17 protein-coding genes are annotated in these 18,067 nt (G+C 43.3%); 10 read left to right on the forward strand and 7 right to left on the reverse strand.

The genetic code is table 11. The features are described 5' to 3' along the window. Positions 1-14: 14 nt before the first annotated feature. Both AB4160_RS14165 and dmeF read right to left on the reverse strand, forming a co-directional pair. Positions 15-431, reverse strand: a complete 417-nt coding sequence (locus AB4160_RS14165) for a MarR family winged helix-turn-helix transcriptional regulator (protein WP_102439355.1) — start codon at positions 429-431, stop codon at positions 15-17. Continuing rightward, positions 431-1,411 carry a CDF family Co(II)/Ni(II) efflux transporter DmeF gene (gene dmeF / locus AB4160_RS14170; protein WP_372005157.1) on the reverse strand — a complete coding sequence of 327 codons (981 nt, stop codon included), beginning with the start codon at positions 1,409-1,411 and terminating at the stop codon, positions 431-433. Before dmeF ends, AB4160_RS14165 begins: the two co-directional genes overlap by 1 nt. 286 nt (positions 1,412-1,697) lie before the next feature. On the opposite strand from dmeF, the gene AB4160_RS14175 reads away from it, so the two are divergent. After that, positions 1,698-2,639, forward strand: coding sequence for a YeiH family protein (locus AB4160_RS14175; RefSeq protein ID WP_102475981.1), 942 nt, complete (start codon positions 1,698-1,700; stop codon positions 2,637-2,639). A gap of 39 nt (positions 2,640-2,678) precedes the next feature. Here the strand turns inward: AB4160_RS14175 and AB4160_RS14180 are convergent, their stop codons facing one another. From AB4160_RS14180 to AB4160_RS14190, 3 genes are all read right to left on the reverse strand, one after another. Then, positions 2,679-2,897, reverse strand: coding sequence for a hypothetical protein (locus AB4160_RS14180; protein ID WP_102439350.1), 219 nt, complete (start codon positions 2,895-2,897; stop codon positions 2,679-2,681). A 92-nt stretch (positions 2,898-2,989) separates the two neighbouring features. Next, on the reverse strand, positions 2,990-3,631 hold the full coding sequence (locus tag AB4160_RS14185; protein ID WP_102520420.1) for a paraquat-inducible protein A: 642 nt from the start codon (positions 3,629-3,631) through the stop codon (positions 2,990-2,992). 32 nt (positions 3,632-3,663) lie between these two features. After that, positions 3,664-4,842, reverse strand: a complete 1,179-nt coding sequence (locus AB4160_RS14190) for an HD-GYP domain-containing protein (protein WP_102530642.1) — start codon at positions 4,840-4,842, stop codon at positions 3,664-3,666. A gap of 401 nt (positions 4,843-5,243) precedes the next feature. Between AB4160_RS14190 and AB4160_RS14195 the strand changes: the two genes are divergently transcribed. From AB4160_RS14195 to AB4160_RS14205, 3 genes are all read left to right on the forward strand, one after another. Next, on the forward strand, positions 5,244-6,545 hold the full coding sequence (locus AB4160_RS14195; protein WP_372005210.1) for an isochorismate synthase MenF: 1,302 nt from the start codon (positions 5,244-5,246) through the stop codon (positions 6,543-6,545). Positions 6,546-6,827: 282 nt separating this feature from the next. Further along, positions 6,828-7,493, forward strand: a complete 666-nt coding sequence (locus AB4160_RS14200; protein WP_102475983.1) for a 7-cyano-7-deazaguanine/7-aminomethyl-7-deazaguanine transporter — start codon at positions 6,828-6,830, stop codon at positions 7,491-7,493. A 178-nt stretch (positions 7,494-7,671) separates the two neighbouring features. Continuing rightward, positions 7,672-8,130: a GNAT family N-acetyltransferase gene (locus AB4160_RS14205; protein WP_102475984.1), complete on the forward strand. Its 459-nt coding sequence runs from the start codon at positions 7,672-7,674 to the stop codon at positions 8,128-8,130. 401 nt (positions 8,131-8,531) lie between these two features. On the opposite strand, the gene AB4160_RS14210 is transcribed toward AB4160_RS14205, so the two are convergent. Both AB4160_RS14210 and AB4160_RS14215 read right to left on the reverse strand, forming a co-directional pair. Further along, positions 8,532-10,631, reverse strand: a complete 2,100-nt coding sequence (locus AB4160_RS14210) for a cache domain-containing protein (RefSeq protein WP_372005212.1) — start codon at positions 10,629-10,631, stop codon at positions 8,532-8,534. 45 nt (positions 10,632-10,676) lie between these two features. Continuing rightward, entirely contained in the window at positions 10,677-12,059 is a 1,383-nt protein-coding gene (locus AB4160_RS14215; protein WP_372005160.1) for a sigma-54-dependent transcriptional regulator, read from the reverse strand. A gap of 354 nt (positions 12,060-12,413) precedes the next feature. Here AB4160_RS14215 and AB4160_RS14220 point away from each other — a divergent pair, with 354 nt between their 5' ends. The 6 genes from AB4160_RS14220 to moaA are packed head-to-tail and all read left to right on the forward strand — an operon-like array spanning position 12,414 to position 18,021. Beyond that, positions 12,414-13,175 (forward strand): substrate-binding domain-containing protein, encoded by a 762-nt coding sequence (locus tag AB4160_RS14220; protein WP_241903543.1) that lies wholly within the window; start codon positions 12,414-12,416, stop codon positions 13,173-13,175. Beyond that, positions 13,175-13,882 (forward strand): ABC transporter permease, encoded by a 708-nt coding sequence (locus AB4160_RS14225; protein WP_076542090.1) that lies wholly within the window; start codon positions 13,175-13,177, stop codon positions 13,880-13,882. The genes AB4160_RS14220 and AB4160_RS14225 overlap by 1 nt, the downstream gene beginning before the upstream one ends. 2 nt (positions 13,883-13,884) lie before the next feature. Then, a complete protein-coding gene (locus tag AB4160_RS14230; RefSeq protein WP_102475987.1) occupies positions 13,885-14,589 on the forward strand; it encodes an energy-coupling factor ABC transporter ATP-binding protein in 705 nt (234 codons plus the stop codon). Further along, positions 14,573-15,157, forward strand: a complete 585-nt coding sequence (gene mobA, locus AB4160_RS14235) for a molybdenum cofactor guanylyltransferase MobA (protein ID WP_102530644.1) — start codon at positions 14,573-14,575, stop codon at positions 15,155-15,157. Before AB4160_RS14230 ends, mobA begins: the two co-directional genes overlap by 17 nt. Before the next feature lie 39 nt (positions 15,158-15,196). Beyond that, positions 15,197-17,011 carry a bifunctional molybdopterin-guanine dinucleotide biosynthesis adaptor protein MobB/molybdopterin molybdotransferase MoeA gene (locus AB4160_RS14240; protein ID WP_102475989.1) on the forward strand — a complete coding sequence of 605 codons (1,815 nt, stop codon included), beginning with the start codon at positions 15,197-15,199 and terminating at the stop codon, positions 17,009-17,011. A gap of 23 nt (positions 17,012-17,034) precedes the next feature. Continuing rightward, the gene (gene moaA, locus AB4160_RS14245) at positions 17,035-18,021 is read left to right on the forward strand and encodes a GTP 3',8-cyclase MoaA (RefSeq protein WP_102520422.1); all 987 of its coding nucleotides are present in this window, start codon (positions 17,035-17,037) and stop codon (positions 18,019-18,021) included. The last annotated feature ends 46 nt before the right edge of the window (positions 18,022-18,067 follow it).

Below are 18,067 nucleotides of genomic sequence, written 5' to 3' on the forward strand. Positions count from 1 at the left end.
GAGTTAAGTAAACCCTAAAACTCTTGGTTCATCTTTGCTAAGCAGCTTTGTAAAACCTGTAGATGTTCTGGGTCGATATTGCGGCTCAAGTCAGCCACTAAATCTAAATGTAATTGATTATGCTGGCGATGAATCACTTGCCCGGCTTCTGTTAACACCACCACTATCGAACGTCTATCATCGGGGTGAGCGCAGCGTTCAATTAGCTGAGCTTGGACTAATTTATCCACCTGAACAGTTAAGGTGCCAGTGGTTATCGCCAGCTTTTGCGCCAACTCCTTCATGCGTAAAGGACCATGATTGCCCAACACTTCAATGGTATGGGTTTGCGCCAGTGAATAGCCGGTTTCTTTTACCACCGATTGCTCCCAAGAAGCCATCTTGTCGTAAAATTCAGTTAGTAAGTGATTTAGGTTTTGTAGATTTTTCATTATTTAACAGGATGAACCTCAAGGGTGAGATGATTAATTTTATCAAAATTCGCCAATAATTGTTTGTATTCAGCAATGCTTTTATCAACATGAGACTCAAGAATGATAGCCGCCGAGTAATGATCGCCACTGATTTTCCATATATGCATATCTTTGATGCTGGCAAAGGGCTGTAATGCTTGTGTTATCGCCTGACGATAATGCTGATCAATATTTTCATCCAGTAACACTGGGCTAGTTTGCTTTAATAGCCCTAAGGTCCACTTACAAATCACCACAGCGCCCACCATACCCATTACCGCATCAAGCCAGTTCCAGCCATAAAACTTACCAAAAATAAGCGCCACAATAGCCAGTACTGAGGTCAATGCATCGGCTAACACATGTAAATATGCCGCCCTTAAGTTGTGATCGTGATGCGGCTTATGTTGGTGATCATGCTGATGTTCTGCTTGCGCGGTTTCATCGCGGGAATGGTTATGTGAGTGCTGATGTGAATGATGATGTGAGTGGCTATCGGAATGAGCATGCCCGTGGGAATGATCGCCAAGCAAGAACATGCTGACAACATTTACCGCCAAACCAATAAAGGCCACCATAATCGCTTCATTAAATTGAATATTTTGCGGGTTAAACAGACGGTGAATCGACTCTGCCATCATCAATAACGCCACTACCCCAAGCACTATCGCACTGGTGTAACCACCTAATACACTGACCTTGCCAGTACCAAAGGAAAATTTATCACTGCCAGCATGTTTTCTAGCATAGCGATAAGTAAATAAGGTGATATAAAACGCCGCAGCATGTGTGCCCATGTGCCAACCATCGGCTAGTAATGCCATTGAACCGTACATCGTACCGGCGACAATTTCTACCACCATAGCGGTAACGGTTAAGATCAACACATACAAGGTGCGCTTCTCACCTGTATTGTGCAACGAACTAAATTGATGATGATGTTGATTTAAAAATTTCAAAAGCCACCTTTGTTTGACAATCAAACTATTTGTCATAAATAGTATTTTGACCATCAAGCAATGTCAATATACTCGTGAACAATAAAGCTGTGATTTTAGCGGCGATTAACAACAGGTAGCCGTTGAAATGCAGCATAATTAAAAACTTTCAGTTCAATTTAATCGTGCCATGGCAATCTAGTTGTTACACTCAAGCATCGACGCTGCGGGCAGACTTGGTGACGGCTGTCACAAGAGTTCGCCATAAACCGCTGCAACATTTAATTTCAGAGATCATCAAAGCCTCATGACAACTGCTTTTTCTTCGCGCTTTAAACTGTGGCTATTTATTGTTGTTGGCTTAGTTTGCTTAACGCCTGTTATCTCTTCTCCTGTTGCCTTGCTAATGGGTTTCACCCTTGCCAGTATTGGCATGGTGCCAAGCCATATTGACTTAAATAAGCTCACTAAAAAGTTATTAGCCTATTCAATTGTTGGTTTAGGTTTTGGAATTAATTTACCTGAAGCGCTTGCTGCCAGTAGTCATAATCTTGGCTTAATCGTCGGCTCTATTTTTTTTACACTCATGCTCGGCATTGGTTTAACCCGATTAATGAAATTAGAAGTTAAGACGGGCCATTTAATCAGTTGCGGCACAGCGATTTGTGGCGGTAGCGCGATAGCCGCCGTCGCGCCTGCTATTAATGCTAAGAACGATCAAATTGCGGTTTCACTGGCATGTATTTTCCTACTCAACTCTGCTGCATTATTTTTATTTCCCACCATTGGCCATGCGTTATCACTTAGCCAATATGATTTTGGTGTTTGGAGTGCGATTGCCATTCACGATACTTCATCTGTGGTTGGCGCCGCCTCTGCTTATGGTGATGAAGCCCTTAAAACCGCCACTACCATTAAACTGGCTAGAGCGCTTTGGATCATTCCTATCGCGTTATTGAGTGCAATAATTTTTGACGGTGATAAATCAAAAATATCTATCCCGTATTTTATTGGCTTTTATTGCTTAGCCATTCTTATTGCTTACTTTATTCCACAAGGCCAGCCCGTTTATAACGTGCTGTTTAGCGTATCCAAGCAGTTGCTTATTGTGTGTTTGTTTTTAATTGGCGCTGGTATCACGGTCAGTAAAATGCGCGCTAATGGGCCAAAACCGTTAATGTTGGGGATCATATTATGGCTGGCGATTGGCAGTACATCACTTGGGTATATTTTATTGACGGGAGATTAACTTGAGTAGCTGTTGCGGCAATGTCTGCGCGAAATGCTGTTAAAGGTCTTGTTGGTTATTCTGCTGCTTAATAACCTCTGACTGTTCTTGCTGAATATCAGGTTTAGCTAACGCCAGTGCAATCAGGCCACTAAATGCTAGTAGCTCAATCACAGCGCGGGTTAAACCCGTTGTTTGCACCGAGGCAACAATGGCAATAATGCACAGGCAAACTATCGCGCAGGCTTTAATGATTTTTGAATTTAGCAGCCGAAACATAATAATGAGATAACAACCTTTCTGAATATGAAAGGTTATTATCGGAACTGTCCGTTTAAGCCGCCAATATCTATTTTTACTATGTTATACAATTAACGCGACGGTTTACTGGTATGACGCTTGTTAACGCTACTGGCCATTAACCAATGACTGGCAATTGAAAACACACAATAAGCACTAAAATAATAAAAGCCTATTTCAAAGTGGGCAGTGGTTGTCAATAGTTCGCCCATACCGGCAGAAGCATTGCCCGCCATATAAACTATGATTAGCGCCACCACAAATACATCTGCCATTGACCACTTTCCAATCGCACCAATGAATCTCATTAATCCATATTGCAACGGCTTAAATATTGGCAGATTGACCATCAACATAGTCAGTAACTTAATCGCCGGAAAAACGATACTGAATAAACCCACTAATGCTGCAACTAAAATATTATTGGATTGATATAACTCATTGACGGTATCAACAATACTGCGGGTTTTATAAAAAACCTCTACCTCTCCTTCAATATTATCAAAGCCGAGCATACTCACCGCCATATCCAGCATACTGCGGGCATTACTGCGGTTATCTTCAGATAAGCTTTCGGTAAACATGGTCACGCCGGCTTCAACTAACTCCGACTTTTCGATGGAGCCTTGGATGGTCAAAATGGGTTGAGTCACCCCGGGAATTAATAGCGCCAGCGACAGGATTATCACAACAATGCTCAGTAGCGACTTCATCTACAACTCCATGGTATTGAGATTGGTATTGGCTAATAAAAAGGGCTTGGGTCCACAGCTAATGACCGTGGCGATACACCGCGGTCAATATTGAGGTTACATTTGCGTAAATCAACTAAGGTAACTTCGGTATAGCGCTGATGCTTTTGTGAATAAAAGCATTTTACCACTGGATGTAACGCATCTCTGCCTGCTGACTCCCATACAATGCCCACACGTTCATCAGACAGTTGCACTAATGAGCCCACAGGGTAAATGCCCACACAGCGGATAAATTCGTACACCAATGTTTGATCAAGATGGAACGGGGTCAAACTCATTAAAATTTTAAATGCAGCAGCTGGGCTCATGGCTTCTTTGTAGCAGCGGGTCGCGGTAAGTGCATCATAAATATCCACAATACAACTCATACGCCCATGTTGCGGGATCTCGTCGCCTTTAAGGCCTTTGGGGTAACCTTTGCCATCAAGCTTTTCATGGTGCATCAAACACACATCTTTACTCACCTGAGATATCTCTTGGGTATCACTCATGATGTCGATGGCATACACCTGATGCATCTTGATAAGTTCAAACTCTTCTGCCGTTAATTTACCTGGCTTGTTGAGTATTTTGTTATCCACTTGCACCTTGCCAATATCATGCAAGATCCCACCCACAGCAAGCTCTTTAAGCAGTGATGCATCAAGACCTAGGTGCTTACCAAAGGTCACTAGCAAAAATGCCACGTTAACTGAATGCTCAAGCAAATAAGCGTCTTTGGTTCTTAATGCTGACACACACCTAAGTGCATCGGCATCATCCATCACCGACTCGAGCATTTTGTCGGCCACATCTTCAAATGGTGCCACCTCGACAGCCTTGCCTTGGTAGGTTTCAGACAATACTTTACGCACTAATGTTTTTGCTTCAGTGAGGATTTTTTTAGCTTGAGTTTGTTTATATTCTCGGGTGTTGGTTATCTTTTTTACCAGTGGGGAATTGGGCTTTTTCTTTAAACCGCAGCCATCAGCTGAACGCTCAACATCAACCCATACGGTTTTAATACCGGCTTTGGCAAGCTTTACCATGGCGTCTTTATGCTTGATCTGCCCAGCATTACTAATCGCCACTTTGCTATCATTGCGATCAATCGCCACCACAAACATCCCCAGACTTAAGCGCTCTACCGGAATACGGATAATGTCTTGGGACTCAGGTAATACCGTCATTGATGGGGAACTCTCCTAAAAACCTTAATATCATGTAAATAATTGCTAACATGTTGAGTTTTATGTGCCCGACATGTAATTATTAAAAATGCATTTTATCCTTTTTAAGCAAAATTAACTAAAATAAATATAGCAAAGTGTAAGCTCATGTAAAAATAACGCAGCCAATGATAAGTAAGTTTAAAAACAGCCTAGTAACTGATGATATAAGCCATTATGATCACAGCATCGATGCCTGAAGATTGACAGTTTTTGAACCCTTAACTAACTTAAGGCATAATTCATATAAATCCTTTTACGCTTTTTCATTTCAATTATTTGAGATATTGACTCTGGAGTCTGCATTGGCTGGTCATATTTTTTTTGAGCACTTTAACGAGTTAATCAAAAAGTTACACGCTATGAAGTTGGCTCACGTCAAAGAGCCGATTGTGCAGGTCTCAGTAGAAGCTAAATCCTTGCCGTTGTTATCTTGGTTAGGGGCGCAAACTCAATATCCACGCATATATTGGCATGCCCGTGACAAACAAGAAGAAGTGGCCGCTGTAGGCGCCTGCAAAGACTTCAAGCAAGAACAAGAAATTAATGACGAGCTACTGGCATCGATTTACCAATCCCAGCGTGGAAAAAGCAGTAATCAAGATATTCGCTACTACGGCGGCGTCGCCTTTGACCGCACCGTAGAATGCTGGCCTGAATTTGGCCGCACTCGCTTTGTACTGCCTCGCATAGAACTGCGCCGTCATGACAACATCATCAAAATTTTAGTAAATTTAAATTTTGAAGATAATAGTCAAGATGATGAGTGTAATGCGGCCATTGAAGCCATCAATCAGCTCAAACCAGCCAAACCATTGTCACCACCTAATAAACTGCCTTTAATGGGCCGCAGTGACTTGCCAAATTACCCACGCTGGAAAGAATTGGTTGAGCAAGTGACTAACCCTAAATTTAATGCCACCACCCCTAAAGTGGTGCTATCGCGCCAAACTCAGTTAGAAATTAATGATGTGGTCGATCCTTGGATGGTATTAGCCTGCTGGCAAGGGCGCAACCCCTACAGCTTTCAATTTGGGTTTCAATTTAGCCCTGAGCGCACCTTTATTTCATGCTCGCCTGAGCGTTTATACTTACGCCGCCAAAAAGAGTTATTTACCGAAGCCCTTGCCGGAACGACTGTGCGTGGTTTAAACCAAGAAGAAGATGATTTTCTTGCCAATCAGCTACTAGAAGACAGTAAAAACAGCAATGAAAACCAACTGGTTAGGCAGCAAATTGTTGATGTACTCACGCCATTAAGCCATTACGTTGGTGCGGATGAGTCTGCCAAAATTTTTAAATTAACTCATATTCAGCACTTACATCGCTCTATTCGCGCTGAATTAAAAGCCGGTGTTAATGACTTTCAATTACTTCAAGGTTTACACCCAACCCCTGCCGTGGGCGGGTTACCGCGAGAATCAGCATTAAACTTTATCCGTCAACGTGAAGGCTATAATCGCGGCTGGTATGCGGGCGCATGTGGTTATTTAAATAAGTACGAGAGTGAGTTTTCTGTGGCCATTCGCTGCGCCTTAATTGAACCAGGGCGAATTAATCTGTTTGCTGGCGCGGGGATTGTTGCCGGTTCAGATCCACTGGCTGAATGGCAAGAATTAGAAAATAAACTCACCACTATTTTGTCCATTTTAGTTGAGCTGTAACCCAACTAAATAATCAACCAATTAAACAATCACTTAAAAGTCTTTCTGCACATAAATGTGCCGCTGACGGCTGGGTTTTAGTCACAAATAGCGCATTTGCGCTCCCTTGCTAGTTGCATCTTATTTTTTGCTCACTATAATGCGTCCTCCTTGGCGAAAATGACACCACTCAATAAACTCTTTGAGCAAGTTAAAGTCAGCTAAAATATATAATCAGCAACGCCAAGTACATACATATACGGGTTCCCTCACCCCGTCTAACCCAATAAAAAAGGCCATAACATGTTAATGCTCTCTCAGGCGCAATGTCGCCGTGCACTGATGTTTCTTGTCAGTTTTCATATCATCATTATTTGCGCAAGCAACTATTTGGTACAACTCCCGTTTCAGATTTTTGGTTATCACACCACTTGGGGGGCGTTTAGCTTTCCCTTTGTCTATTTAGCCACAGATTTAACCGTCAGAATATTTGGCCAACAAGCGGCTCGCAGTATTATTTTCAAAGCCATGTTACCTGCATTGGTGATCTCCTATGTCATGGGGGTGATTTTCCATCAAGGGGTTTTCCAAGGCGCTGATTCATTAGCCCAGTGGAATCAATTTGTGTTCCGTATCGCACTTGCCAGCTTTGTGGCTTACTTAGTCGGACAGTTAATGGATATCACTGTATTTGCTAAATTGCGTAAAGCTAAAGCCTGGTGGGTAGCCCCTGCCGCATCGACTCTATTTGGTAACTTGGTTGATACTGTCGTGTTTTTCAGTATTGCATTTTACGCCTCTTCAGACCCATTTATGGCAAATCACTGGCCTGAAATAGCCACTGTCGATTACGCCTTTAAACTTATGGTTAGCTTAGGGTTATTTTTACCTGCATATGGGGTATTACTGAAAGTGCTCACCGATAGGTTGGTTTTATCTGATACAACCCGCACCTCGACTGCGCTCTAATGTTACTAAATCACCGCGAGTCACTGCTGACAAAGCACACTTTCTAGTGAGTTTTTAAGCTATGCCGCATTATTAACTGGTACGATGAGTTAATATGCGGCCATATTTTTGCTGTTGTCAGCTCAATATCAGCCGTTCTGATATTGAGGCGGCATGGCCCGACCAAAAGTAACCTTACATGCTAACTATCCAAATTGAAGCTCATACTGAGCTAAGTGCTGAGGTGGCTATTCATATTGCCGCTATCAGTGCCCGCATTAACGAACTCGATCGCGCTCAAACTGTCGAATCATTACATAGCAAATTAGACAATCAAGCTTGTTTGATTTTATTAGCTTATGTTGAAGGTGAACTTGCTGGGTTTAAAATAGGATATCAGCTCGATAATCAGCGTTTTTACAGCTGGCTTGGCGGAGTTGATGCTGATTTCAGGCAACTTGGTTTAGCAAAATCTATGCTCGAGTACCAAGAAAAGTGGGCGACAGAGCAAGGTTATCAACGCCTTGAAGTTAAAACTCGCAACCAATTTAACGCCATGCTGACGATGTTGGTTACTAACCAATACCACATTACGCAGGTTGAATCAGCCACTGACTCGGCAGATAACAAGTTGTTTTTGCATAAAGAATTAGCTTAACAACCAAGATAGACAGTGTCGATTTGAACGATAAAAGTTAGTCGACTGCCCCAAAGAGCTTGCAGAGCATTTGTAAGGGGTTTGTAAAGTTGAAAATAATTTCATCAACAAGTTGCAAATCTAAATGATAATGATTACTATTTATCTGCGTTCCAAAACTCAGTTCTTATTAATAGCTTCATCTCCTATTAATACCCTCTGAGTCTGCAAGCACGACATTGCTCATACACTCTTAGTGGCCAGGCTCATCACCTGGCTTTTTTTTATCTGCGATTGACTCAATTACACTATTAATCCCAAACCAAGAAACTAACGCAGACTATCTAGTCGTCACTGCTTATAACAATCCATATTCAATGTCATATGCAACTAACGCTATAAGCAGCTAATACGATAAACAGCTAAGCGTCAGTATCTACGCGGCTATTATCTTCAAAATGCAGTCCATCATAGGGATTATTTTCCTGTTCTTCTTTCGCCTTATGATAAAGCCCGATAGTAAATACCGTACCTTTACCTAAGGTCGACTTCACCTCAATGGTGCCACCAATGCGCTTAATAATGCCGTAACTGAGCGATAAGCCTAAGCCTGTACCGTCTTTACGGGTAGTGTAAAAAGGGTCGAAGATACGGCTTAAGCGCTCAGGTTTAATCCCCATGCCTTCGTCTTCCACTTCAATTTTTACCCCGACAACCTCGTCATTTTCAAGCCAATCATTGGCTCTGACCCAAATTCGGCCTTTATTTTCAATGGCGTGGGCAGCGTTAACCACTAGGTTAATGAGCACTTGTAAGATTTGCGGCTGATTCACTTGTACCGTGCATTGGGTATTAATATCTTTGATGAGTTCGACTTCTTGCTTTTCAATCGAGTGCCTAACCAGTACTAACATTTCTTCGATCATCGGTTGCACTGGGTGCATTTCAAGCGGCGCATTAAACTCACCGGGGCGACTGTACTGCAACAAGCTGCGAATAATGGTGCTTATTCTACCTACCTGCTGAATAACCAGTTCAATTTCTTCTTCAACAGCAACAGCCTTACTGCCAAGCTCATACTTCATTAGTTCCATATTGCCTAAAATTACCGCGGTAGGATTATTAATTTCATGGGCAATACCGGCTGTAAGCTCCCCTAAGGCGGTTAACTTTTCATTGGTGACCAGTTGATGTCTTGTTTCATTTAGCAAGGCCACGTTACGTTGCAGCTCTTCGGTTTTATCTTGCAAGCTACGGGTACGTTGCTCCACTTTCACTTCAAGCTGCTCTGCCGCTAGCTGAATTTGGTTATTACGCCGCTGCAGTAAGTCCAGCATGTGGTCAAATTGCTCAGCCAAATTAGATAGCTCATTATCATGCTCTAATCCCAGCTCGCCGATACGTAAGTCTCGGCCTGACTGCACCGCTTTTACCACATGATGAATGCGCTCAATGGGCTCAAGTAAGCTATTAGCCCCTCGATAAACCAAGAAACCAGACACCAACAACACCAGCATTAAAATGGTGCCAAGCTCGAGGATATTGAGAATATAGGTGTGTATAAAAGGCGACTCAGAAAAACCTGAATAAATCATCCCAATACGTTTACCACGAATATCTTTAAGGGGGGAGTAGCCTGAAATAAACCAGTCATTTAATACAAAGGCACGGTCAACCCACGACTCCCCTTCAACCAAGACTCTCTGGCGCACATCTTCTGACACTAAGGTGCCTAATGCCCTCGATTGGCTCGCTGTTTCATGGGTCGAAAATAGATCCATAGGCACATTGGTACTAATGCGGGCATTATCAAGAAAAATAGTCACAGTACCAATTGAGCGCTCAGGCAAGGTGCCCTCGTCGTACACCAAGTCTCGAATATGATCGACTATAACCGTGTTGCGATTAAATAAAATCCCACCATCGAGATACCAATTCACTTGGCCATTTTCATTTAATATGGGCAATAAACTCCGGCTTAACATGCCACGTGTTTCTTCACTTTTGGTGGGCTCTTGCGCCCTTAAAGTAGCCGATATAGGAATGCGGGCGATACTGGCTAAATCGGGGTCGAGACGAGCCAAACGCTTGGCTGATAACACCATCAAACCAGACAAGGGTTGTTGCTGTTGGATTTTGGGTAACATTATCCGCAAATCGGGATCGGCCGCGGCTTGCTCAACTTTGATTAGCCTTAATATATCAAGTTGTAAAAACTGCTTTTGTTGTTCCAGGTATTGATTAATTTTGTCTATCTGGGATGAGTCGCCCTGCTTGATTTGCTGGAAGGCATTCTGAAAGTCCCATGATTGACTCACATTGAGCAATTGAATTTCTTGTTGGCGCTGAACCTCTTCAAGGGTATTGGTGGCCACAGTCAAATCAGCCTTAACCTTCATAAACAACTGTTTACCGGTATAACTGATATTCCAGTAAATGGTAATGAACACTAGGCTTATCAGGGTCAGTAAGATGGGCAGCAATGTCAGGATTAAAATCCGATAACGCACTTTGGCCTGCATTTGCTGCCAGCTGACTCCAAATATTTGACTAAATACCGACACGATTTACGCTTCCTTATCCGGTTCAGCATCAAACCATTCTTTATATTTTCGATCTAAGGTTTTTCGAGACACCCCTAAATCGCGGGCGGCGGCTGATTTATTACCATTGTTAGCATCAACCACGCTCATAACATGTTGTTTTTCGACTTCTTTGAGTGGCCAACTCAGTGGGTAACCAGCTTGGGTTATCACCTCTTCTTCAGGTGCTTTTTTCCAATACTCTGCAGGTGGCTTACCCAATAAAATACAACGCTCAATCATATTACGCAGTTCACGAATATTCCCTGGCCACTCATGCTGCTGCAGTACCTGTATATCTTCGTGGCTCCAAATCACTTCTTTAACCCCTAACTCTCGGGCTAATTGCCAAGTAAAATGATGAGTGAGTTCAATCACATCCTCGGGACGTGTGCGTAAAGGGGGGATCAAGATATTGAGAACATTGAGTCGATAATATAAATCGCTTCTGAAGTTACCAGCAGCTACCTCTTCTGATAACAAGCGGTTTGTTGCCGCCACCACTCTGACATCAATGGCGACTTCTTTTTCACTGCCCACGGGCCTGATAGATTTTTGCTCTAAAACCCTCAATAGTGCCGTTTGCATTTTCATTGGCATTTCACCAATTTCATCTAAGAAAATCGTTCCGCCTGACGCAAAACTAAATAAGCCTTCACGGGCGCCTTTCGCGCCAGTAAAGGCACCTGCGGTATGGCCAAAAAGTTCACTACTCAGCAACTCGGGGGCAATGGCGCCACAGTTAACTGGGACAAATGCGCCAGTACGGCCACTTAGCTGGTGTAATTGCCTTGCCACCAGCTCTTTACCAGTACCTGACTCACCTTCGATGAGCACCACGGCATTTGTTGGCGCAACGCGTTCAATGACTTGTTTCACTTCCATCATGGCATCGCTGTTGCCAATCATGGTGGTTGAGTGGCCAGTTGAAAGCTCACGACGAAGCATGAAGTTTTCACGCTTTAATAACCTTCGTTCAATACAACGGTCAACCGAAGTCATCATTTGCTCGAGATGAAACGGCTTCATAATGAAGTCTGAAGCGCCCGCTCTTAAGGCTTTAATCGCCACATCCATATCGGCATAGCCAGTCATAAAGATAATGTCCGATTGGCGGTCAGGTTCATTTAGCGCCTCATGCCAATCGATACCAGAGCGATCAGGCAAGCGAATATCGACAATTAATAAATCAAAATGGCCACGGCTACGCAGCTTTTCTGCCTCGCCAATGGTGGAGGCAGTTTCTACTAAAGCGAATTTTTTTGACAACGCCTTTTTGAGAAAGCTACGCATTCCAGGCTCATCATCCACAATCAATACCGAAACAGCAGTTGGTAACGATTTTTCGTTTGAGTCATTGGTGTTCATATGAGGGCCTACTTTGGACATTTTGACTATATTTAAGCTTATCGTATCACTAAAAATCTATTGCTGGGTCAGTTTGCCCACCAGAATTAGCTTACTGGGACAATATGTCTGTAAAAACATAATTCGCACGCGATCTAGATCACAATTTTAAATTTAGTCGTGATCCAAATTTTCAGAAACGCCCTTGGCATATTATTTGCTGTATCTATTTGTAACTAAGATAAGTTAATGTAAATGTTGTTTTTTTAACCATAAATATGATGTTTTAATGATTATCTCTTCAAGGAATTAAAAATGTTTAGTCTAAAATCAGCTTTAACGGCAACATTCAGTGTCGCATTATTAACTAGCACCATGATGAGCGCGACAGTAAATGCTGAAGAAATTATTAAGCTTGCGACCACCACCAGCACTGATAATTCAGGTCTTTTACGCGCTATTTTGCCGACATTTGAAGCTGAATCTGGTTATAAGGTACAGGTTATCGCCACAGGTACTGGTAAAGCACTAAAACTGGCCAGTCAAGGTGATGTAGACGTGGTAATGACCCATGCACCTGCTGCTGAAGCTAAGTTTGTTAAAGACGGTTATGGCACTAATCCTCGCGGGATCATGGAAAACGATTTTGTGGTTTTAGGCCCAATTGCTGATCCCGCTAAACTAGCAACAAGCGATGATGTCGTTGAAGCGTTTCAAAAAATCGCAGCATCGGGCAACAGTTTTATCTCACGCGGTGATAATTCTGGCACCAATATGAAAGAGCTCGCAATTTGGAAACAAGCTTCTGTAACGCCAGATTTTTCAGGCTATACTTCAATTGGCCAAGGTATGGGTAAAACGTTACTGATGGCCAATGAGAAACAAGCCTATACACTGACAGATCGTGGAACGTTTGTTGCTTACAAAGCTAAATTAGATTTGGCAATTACATTCGAAGGCGGCGCCGATTTAGCAAACCCTTATCAAATTATCCTAATTAACGCAGAAAAATACCCTGAATTGAATCATCAAGGTGCTAAGGCATTAAGCGATTGGTTTATTAGCCCAGCGGCTCAGCAGATGATTAATGACTTTAAAGTTCAGGGAGAGCAATTATTTAAGGCAACATATAAGTAATGAATGAAGGCTGGTTAGCCCTACTGCAGCAAGCATTTAGCTTGCTGCTTTCGTTAGACCCTGATGTATGGTCTATCATAAGTGTATCTTTTTCCGTCTCTTTTGCGGCGCTGCTCATCACCTTGATCCCATCAATTGTGTTGGGCTTTTTGCTGGCATCTTACCAATTTCCTGGTCGCTGGTTTGTCACCAATATTGTGCAAACCTTACAATCAATCCCCACAGTTGTGATCGGCTTACTGGCTTATTTGCTGCTCACCAGAAATGGGCCAATGGGCGACTTACGCTGGTTGTTTACCCAACAAGGAATGATCTTAGGACAAATGATGATTTGTGCCCCGGTACTTATCGCATTATCCCAAGCGGCATTTAGTAGTGTAGACCGCCGTGCATGGGAAACCTCCCGCACCCTTGGCGCATCGTGGCAGCGTGCTATTTGGACCGTATGTCGCGAACTTCGCGTACCGTTATTATTGGCCATTATTGCTGCTTTTAGCCGAATTTTGACTGAAGTGGGTTGCTCAATGATGGTGGGGGGCAATATTTTACACCACACCCGTAATATTCCCACCGCCATTGCCTTAGAAACCAGTAAAGGCGACTTTGCCCAAGCTATCGCACTAGGATTAGTGCTGCTGATTTTAGCGATTGTGATTAATTTTGCCATCGGCTCACTGCGTGGCAAAGCCATGCCAAGGAGTCAGTAATCATGGTTAAAGTGACCGCGAAAAACATTCAGGTGCAATTTAAAGCAAGAAAGTTGTTTGCTTTTGACAGCCTAAGTTTTTGTGAAGGCGATGTCATATACCTGCAAGGGGACAATGGCAGTGGTAAATCCACCCTTATGAAACTATTAGCTGGGATCGTAAAACCGTCATTAGGTAAGGTAACAGCTGAAGGATTTGCCGCGCCAAAATGGTGGCAACCAAGTACCTTACTAGGCAAAGCGGTTTATCTTCACCAACATGCCTACCTGTTTGATGGTAATGTGGACTACAACTTGCGCTACGCCTTACCAAAGGACAAGTTTAGCGCCGAGCAGCTTCAACAGCGTATTCGTCAAGCTATTGATATGGCGCAGCTGGGGGCATTATTACACAGTAATGCCACTGATTTATCTGGCGGTGAACGCCAACGATTAGCGCTAGCCAGAGCTTGGATAAGCCAACCCAAACTGTTAATGCTAGACGAGCCAATATCTAATATGGATAAGCAATCGCAAAAACTGGTTTTAGCGATGATTAACCAATTAAAACAAGAAGGCACAGGTCTAATTATTAGTAGTCATCAAACCTGCGGCTTAACAGCCTTGTGCAAAAAGCATTGGCATATTGCTGACAACAACGTTGTGGCCAGCAATCATATCCCTAGCGTTGAACAATCACAGGAGTTTCAATATGTCAGTGCAAATTGATGCCGTTATTTTAGCCGGCGGCATGGCCAGAAGAATGGGCGGCATAGATAAAGGCTTAGTTGAGCTCAATAATAAGCCAATGATCTGCCACACCATTGAGCGAGTTCAACCACAAGTGAATCGCATCATCATTAATGCCAATAGAAGCCAGCAACAATATGCTGAGCTAGGTTTTGAGGTTATCAGTGACAATGACAGTGGTTATTTAGGCCCACTCGCAGGCATGGTCACCGCGATGGCGCACACTGATGCTGAGTTATTATTAGTGGTTCCTTGTGATAGCCCAATGCTACCAACAGATTTATGTGAGCGCATGTATGCCTCGTTAAAAGAAGCCGATGCTGATATCGCGGTAGCCAGCGATGGCGAACATCACCAACCTGTGGTGATGTTATTAAAACCTGAATTAAAACAATCGATGCAGGCCTTTTTAGATGCCGGCGATCGAAAAATATTTTTATGGTATGAAAAGCAAAAACACGTTGTAACCAGCTTTGCCGATCAACCTAATGCATTTGTTAATGTGAACACACTTGAACAAAAACTTGTCATCGAGAATGCCAAGTAAGCTGTGGCAACACAGTAACAAGCCAACAATGAGGTCTTTATGAGTATACCGTTTTCCAATCCGCTGAGTATTCCTGTTCTTGGATTCTGTGCCTATAGCGGCACCGGTAAAACCACCTTGTTAAAACAACTTATTCCCGAATTAAATCGTCGAGGGTTACGTTTAGCAGTAATTAAACACGCACACCATAATTTTGATGTGGATATTCCGGGAAAAGACAGTTACGAAATGCGTAAAGCAGGTGCTAAGCAAATGCTGGTTGCCTCCCATATTCGCTGGGCATTAATGACTGAAGATGCGGTTGATGGTGACCCACAATTACCGCACTTACTAAAGCAAATTGAAACGGACAAAGTGGATATCGTGCTTGTTGAGGGCTTTAAAAAGCTGCAACTGCCTAAAATTGAGCTGCACCGCGCCGCCCACGGCAAGCCACTGATCCATACCCATGATGAAAACATTGTCGCTATCGCGTGTTGTGACGACACCGAAACACCGGCCGAGTTAACCCGACTCGATTTAAATAACGTCGGCCAAATTGCCGACTTTGTAATTGAATACAGCCAAAAGTGGCAAACGCCTGAAGTGGCTTTACCGATCCCAACCGTTGCAACACCTGTAAGCGATGAGCAGAAATTTTTATCAGTTGCCCAAGGCTTAGAGCAACTCATGACCATGGTGACGCCGCTTACCGCTAGTGAGCAAGTCACCATCGATGACGCAGCAAATCGAGTACTAGCTAGCGATGCGATTTCACCTGTTAACGTGCCCCAGCAAACCAATTCAGCAATGGATGGTTATGCTTTTGCTTATAGTACTGATAACAGCCCAAGCAACCCAGTTGCGCCATTAAAATTGATGGGTGAAGTGCTTGCTGGGCACCAATATCCAGGCACATTAAACCCCGGTGAAGCCGTACGCATTATGACAGGCGCAACCGTGCCAACTGGCGCTGACACTGTCGAAGCACGTGAATTGGTGGTTGAACAAGATGGCCAAGTGCAATTACAAGGCAAAGTGGATGCGGGTCAGCATGTCAGACTTGCAGGTGAAGATATTGCCAAAGATGCCTTAGCATTAGCAAAAGGTCATCGCTTACAAGCCGCTGAACAAGGCTTATTAGCCTCATTGGGTTTAGCCTCTGCAGATGTTGTTAAACAACCGGTTGTGGCGGTGTTTTCCACTGGCGATGAAGTGAGTCAACCGGGCGAGCCGTTAAAAGCCAACTGTATTTACGACTCTAATCGCTACACCATTAAATCAATGGCGCAAAAGTTAGGCTGTAAAGTCATTGACTTAGGCATTATTGAAGATAGCGAAGCATCATTAACGGCTGCGCTACAACAAGCCAGTGTTGATGCCGATATTGTGATCAGCTCCGGTGGAGTTTCTGTCGGAAATGCTGACTACATCAAAACAGTATTGGCTAAAATTGGTAAAATAAACTTCTGGCGCATTAATATGCGTCCAGGTCGACCATTAGCCTTTGGCCAAGTCAACGACAGTTTGTTCTTTGGCTTACCGGGTAATCCCGTGGCGGTAATGGTGTCGTTTTTACAATTTGTGCAACCTGCAATTCGTAAACTGGCTGGCGAAAGTAATTGGCAGCCACAATATTTACCAGCAATAACAGATAGCATCTTAAAAAGCCGCACAGGTCGAACAGAGTTTGTGCGCGGTGTTTACTCGTTAAGCAATGATGGACGGTTACATGTGACCTCAACAGGGGCACAGGGTTCAGGGATGTTGAACTCCATGGTTAAGGCAAATTGTCTGGTTATTATCGGTGAAGCCGAAGATGCCGTCATGCCTGGCCAGCAAGTCTTCATTCAGCCTTTTGCTGAACTGTTATAACTAACCATAAGATGTACTAATTCATGAGTTTGATCGTCGACAGTTTTAATCGAAAAGTAGAGTACTTACGTTTATCGGTCACTGACCGCTGTGATTTTCGCTGTGTATATTGCATGAGCGAAGATCCAAGCTTTCTGCCTAGAGAGCAAGTACTTACCTTAGAAGAACTCGCATGGATTGCACAAGCCTTTACCGAACTCGGAGTAAAGAAAATCCGCTTAACTGGCGGCGAACCTTTAGTAAGAACCGATTGCGATAAGCTTATTGAGTTATTAGGTAAATTGCCTGGTTTAGATGATTTATCGATGACCACCAATGGCTCACGCTTAAGTAAACTTGCTCAGCCCATGCATGATGCTGGTTTAAAGCGCTTGAACATCAGCTTAGATACCCTCAACCCTGAGCTATTCACTGAAATGACTCGCAACGGTAAAGTTGAACGAGTCATTGCTGGTATTGATGCCGCTAAAGCCGCAGGCTTTAAGCATATCAAAATCAATGCCGTGATTTTACGTGGCAAAAACGATCATGAAATCTTAGATTTAATCGACTTTTGCCGTGATCGTGAACTAGACATCACCTTTATTGAAGAGATGCCACTAGGGGTTATTGATGAGCGTAAACGCAGTCGTCATTGTTCTAGCGAAGAAGTCAGAGCCCTTATTGAAGCCCGCTATCCGTTAGTGCCGTCAAGCAAACGCACTGGTGGGCCAGCACGTTATTTCAAAATGGCAGATCACAGTATTCATATTGGCTTTATCTCGCCCCACAGTAATAGCTTTTGCCATGAATGTAACCGCGTCAGAGTGACAGTCGAAGGCCGTTTATTGCTGTGTTTAGGTAATGAAAACTCGGTTGATTTAAAAGCGATTGTTAGAGCGCATCCAGGTAATATTAATAAGCTAAAACAAGCGATTTTGGATGGCATTCAACAAAAACCCAAAGAGCACTACTTTGGCACCGATGATGACGTGCAAATTCTGCGATTTATGAACACCACTGGCGGTTAAGCCATTTTTACTTACGCAAATCAACCGCCTTCATTAACTAGCCTTA

This window comes from Shewanella sp. 10N.286.51.B8 (assembly GCF_041469325.1).
Classification (GTDB): Bacteria; Pseudomonadota; Gammaproteobacteria; order Enterobacterales; family Shewanellaceae; genus Shewanella.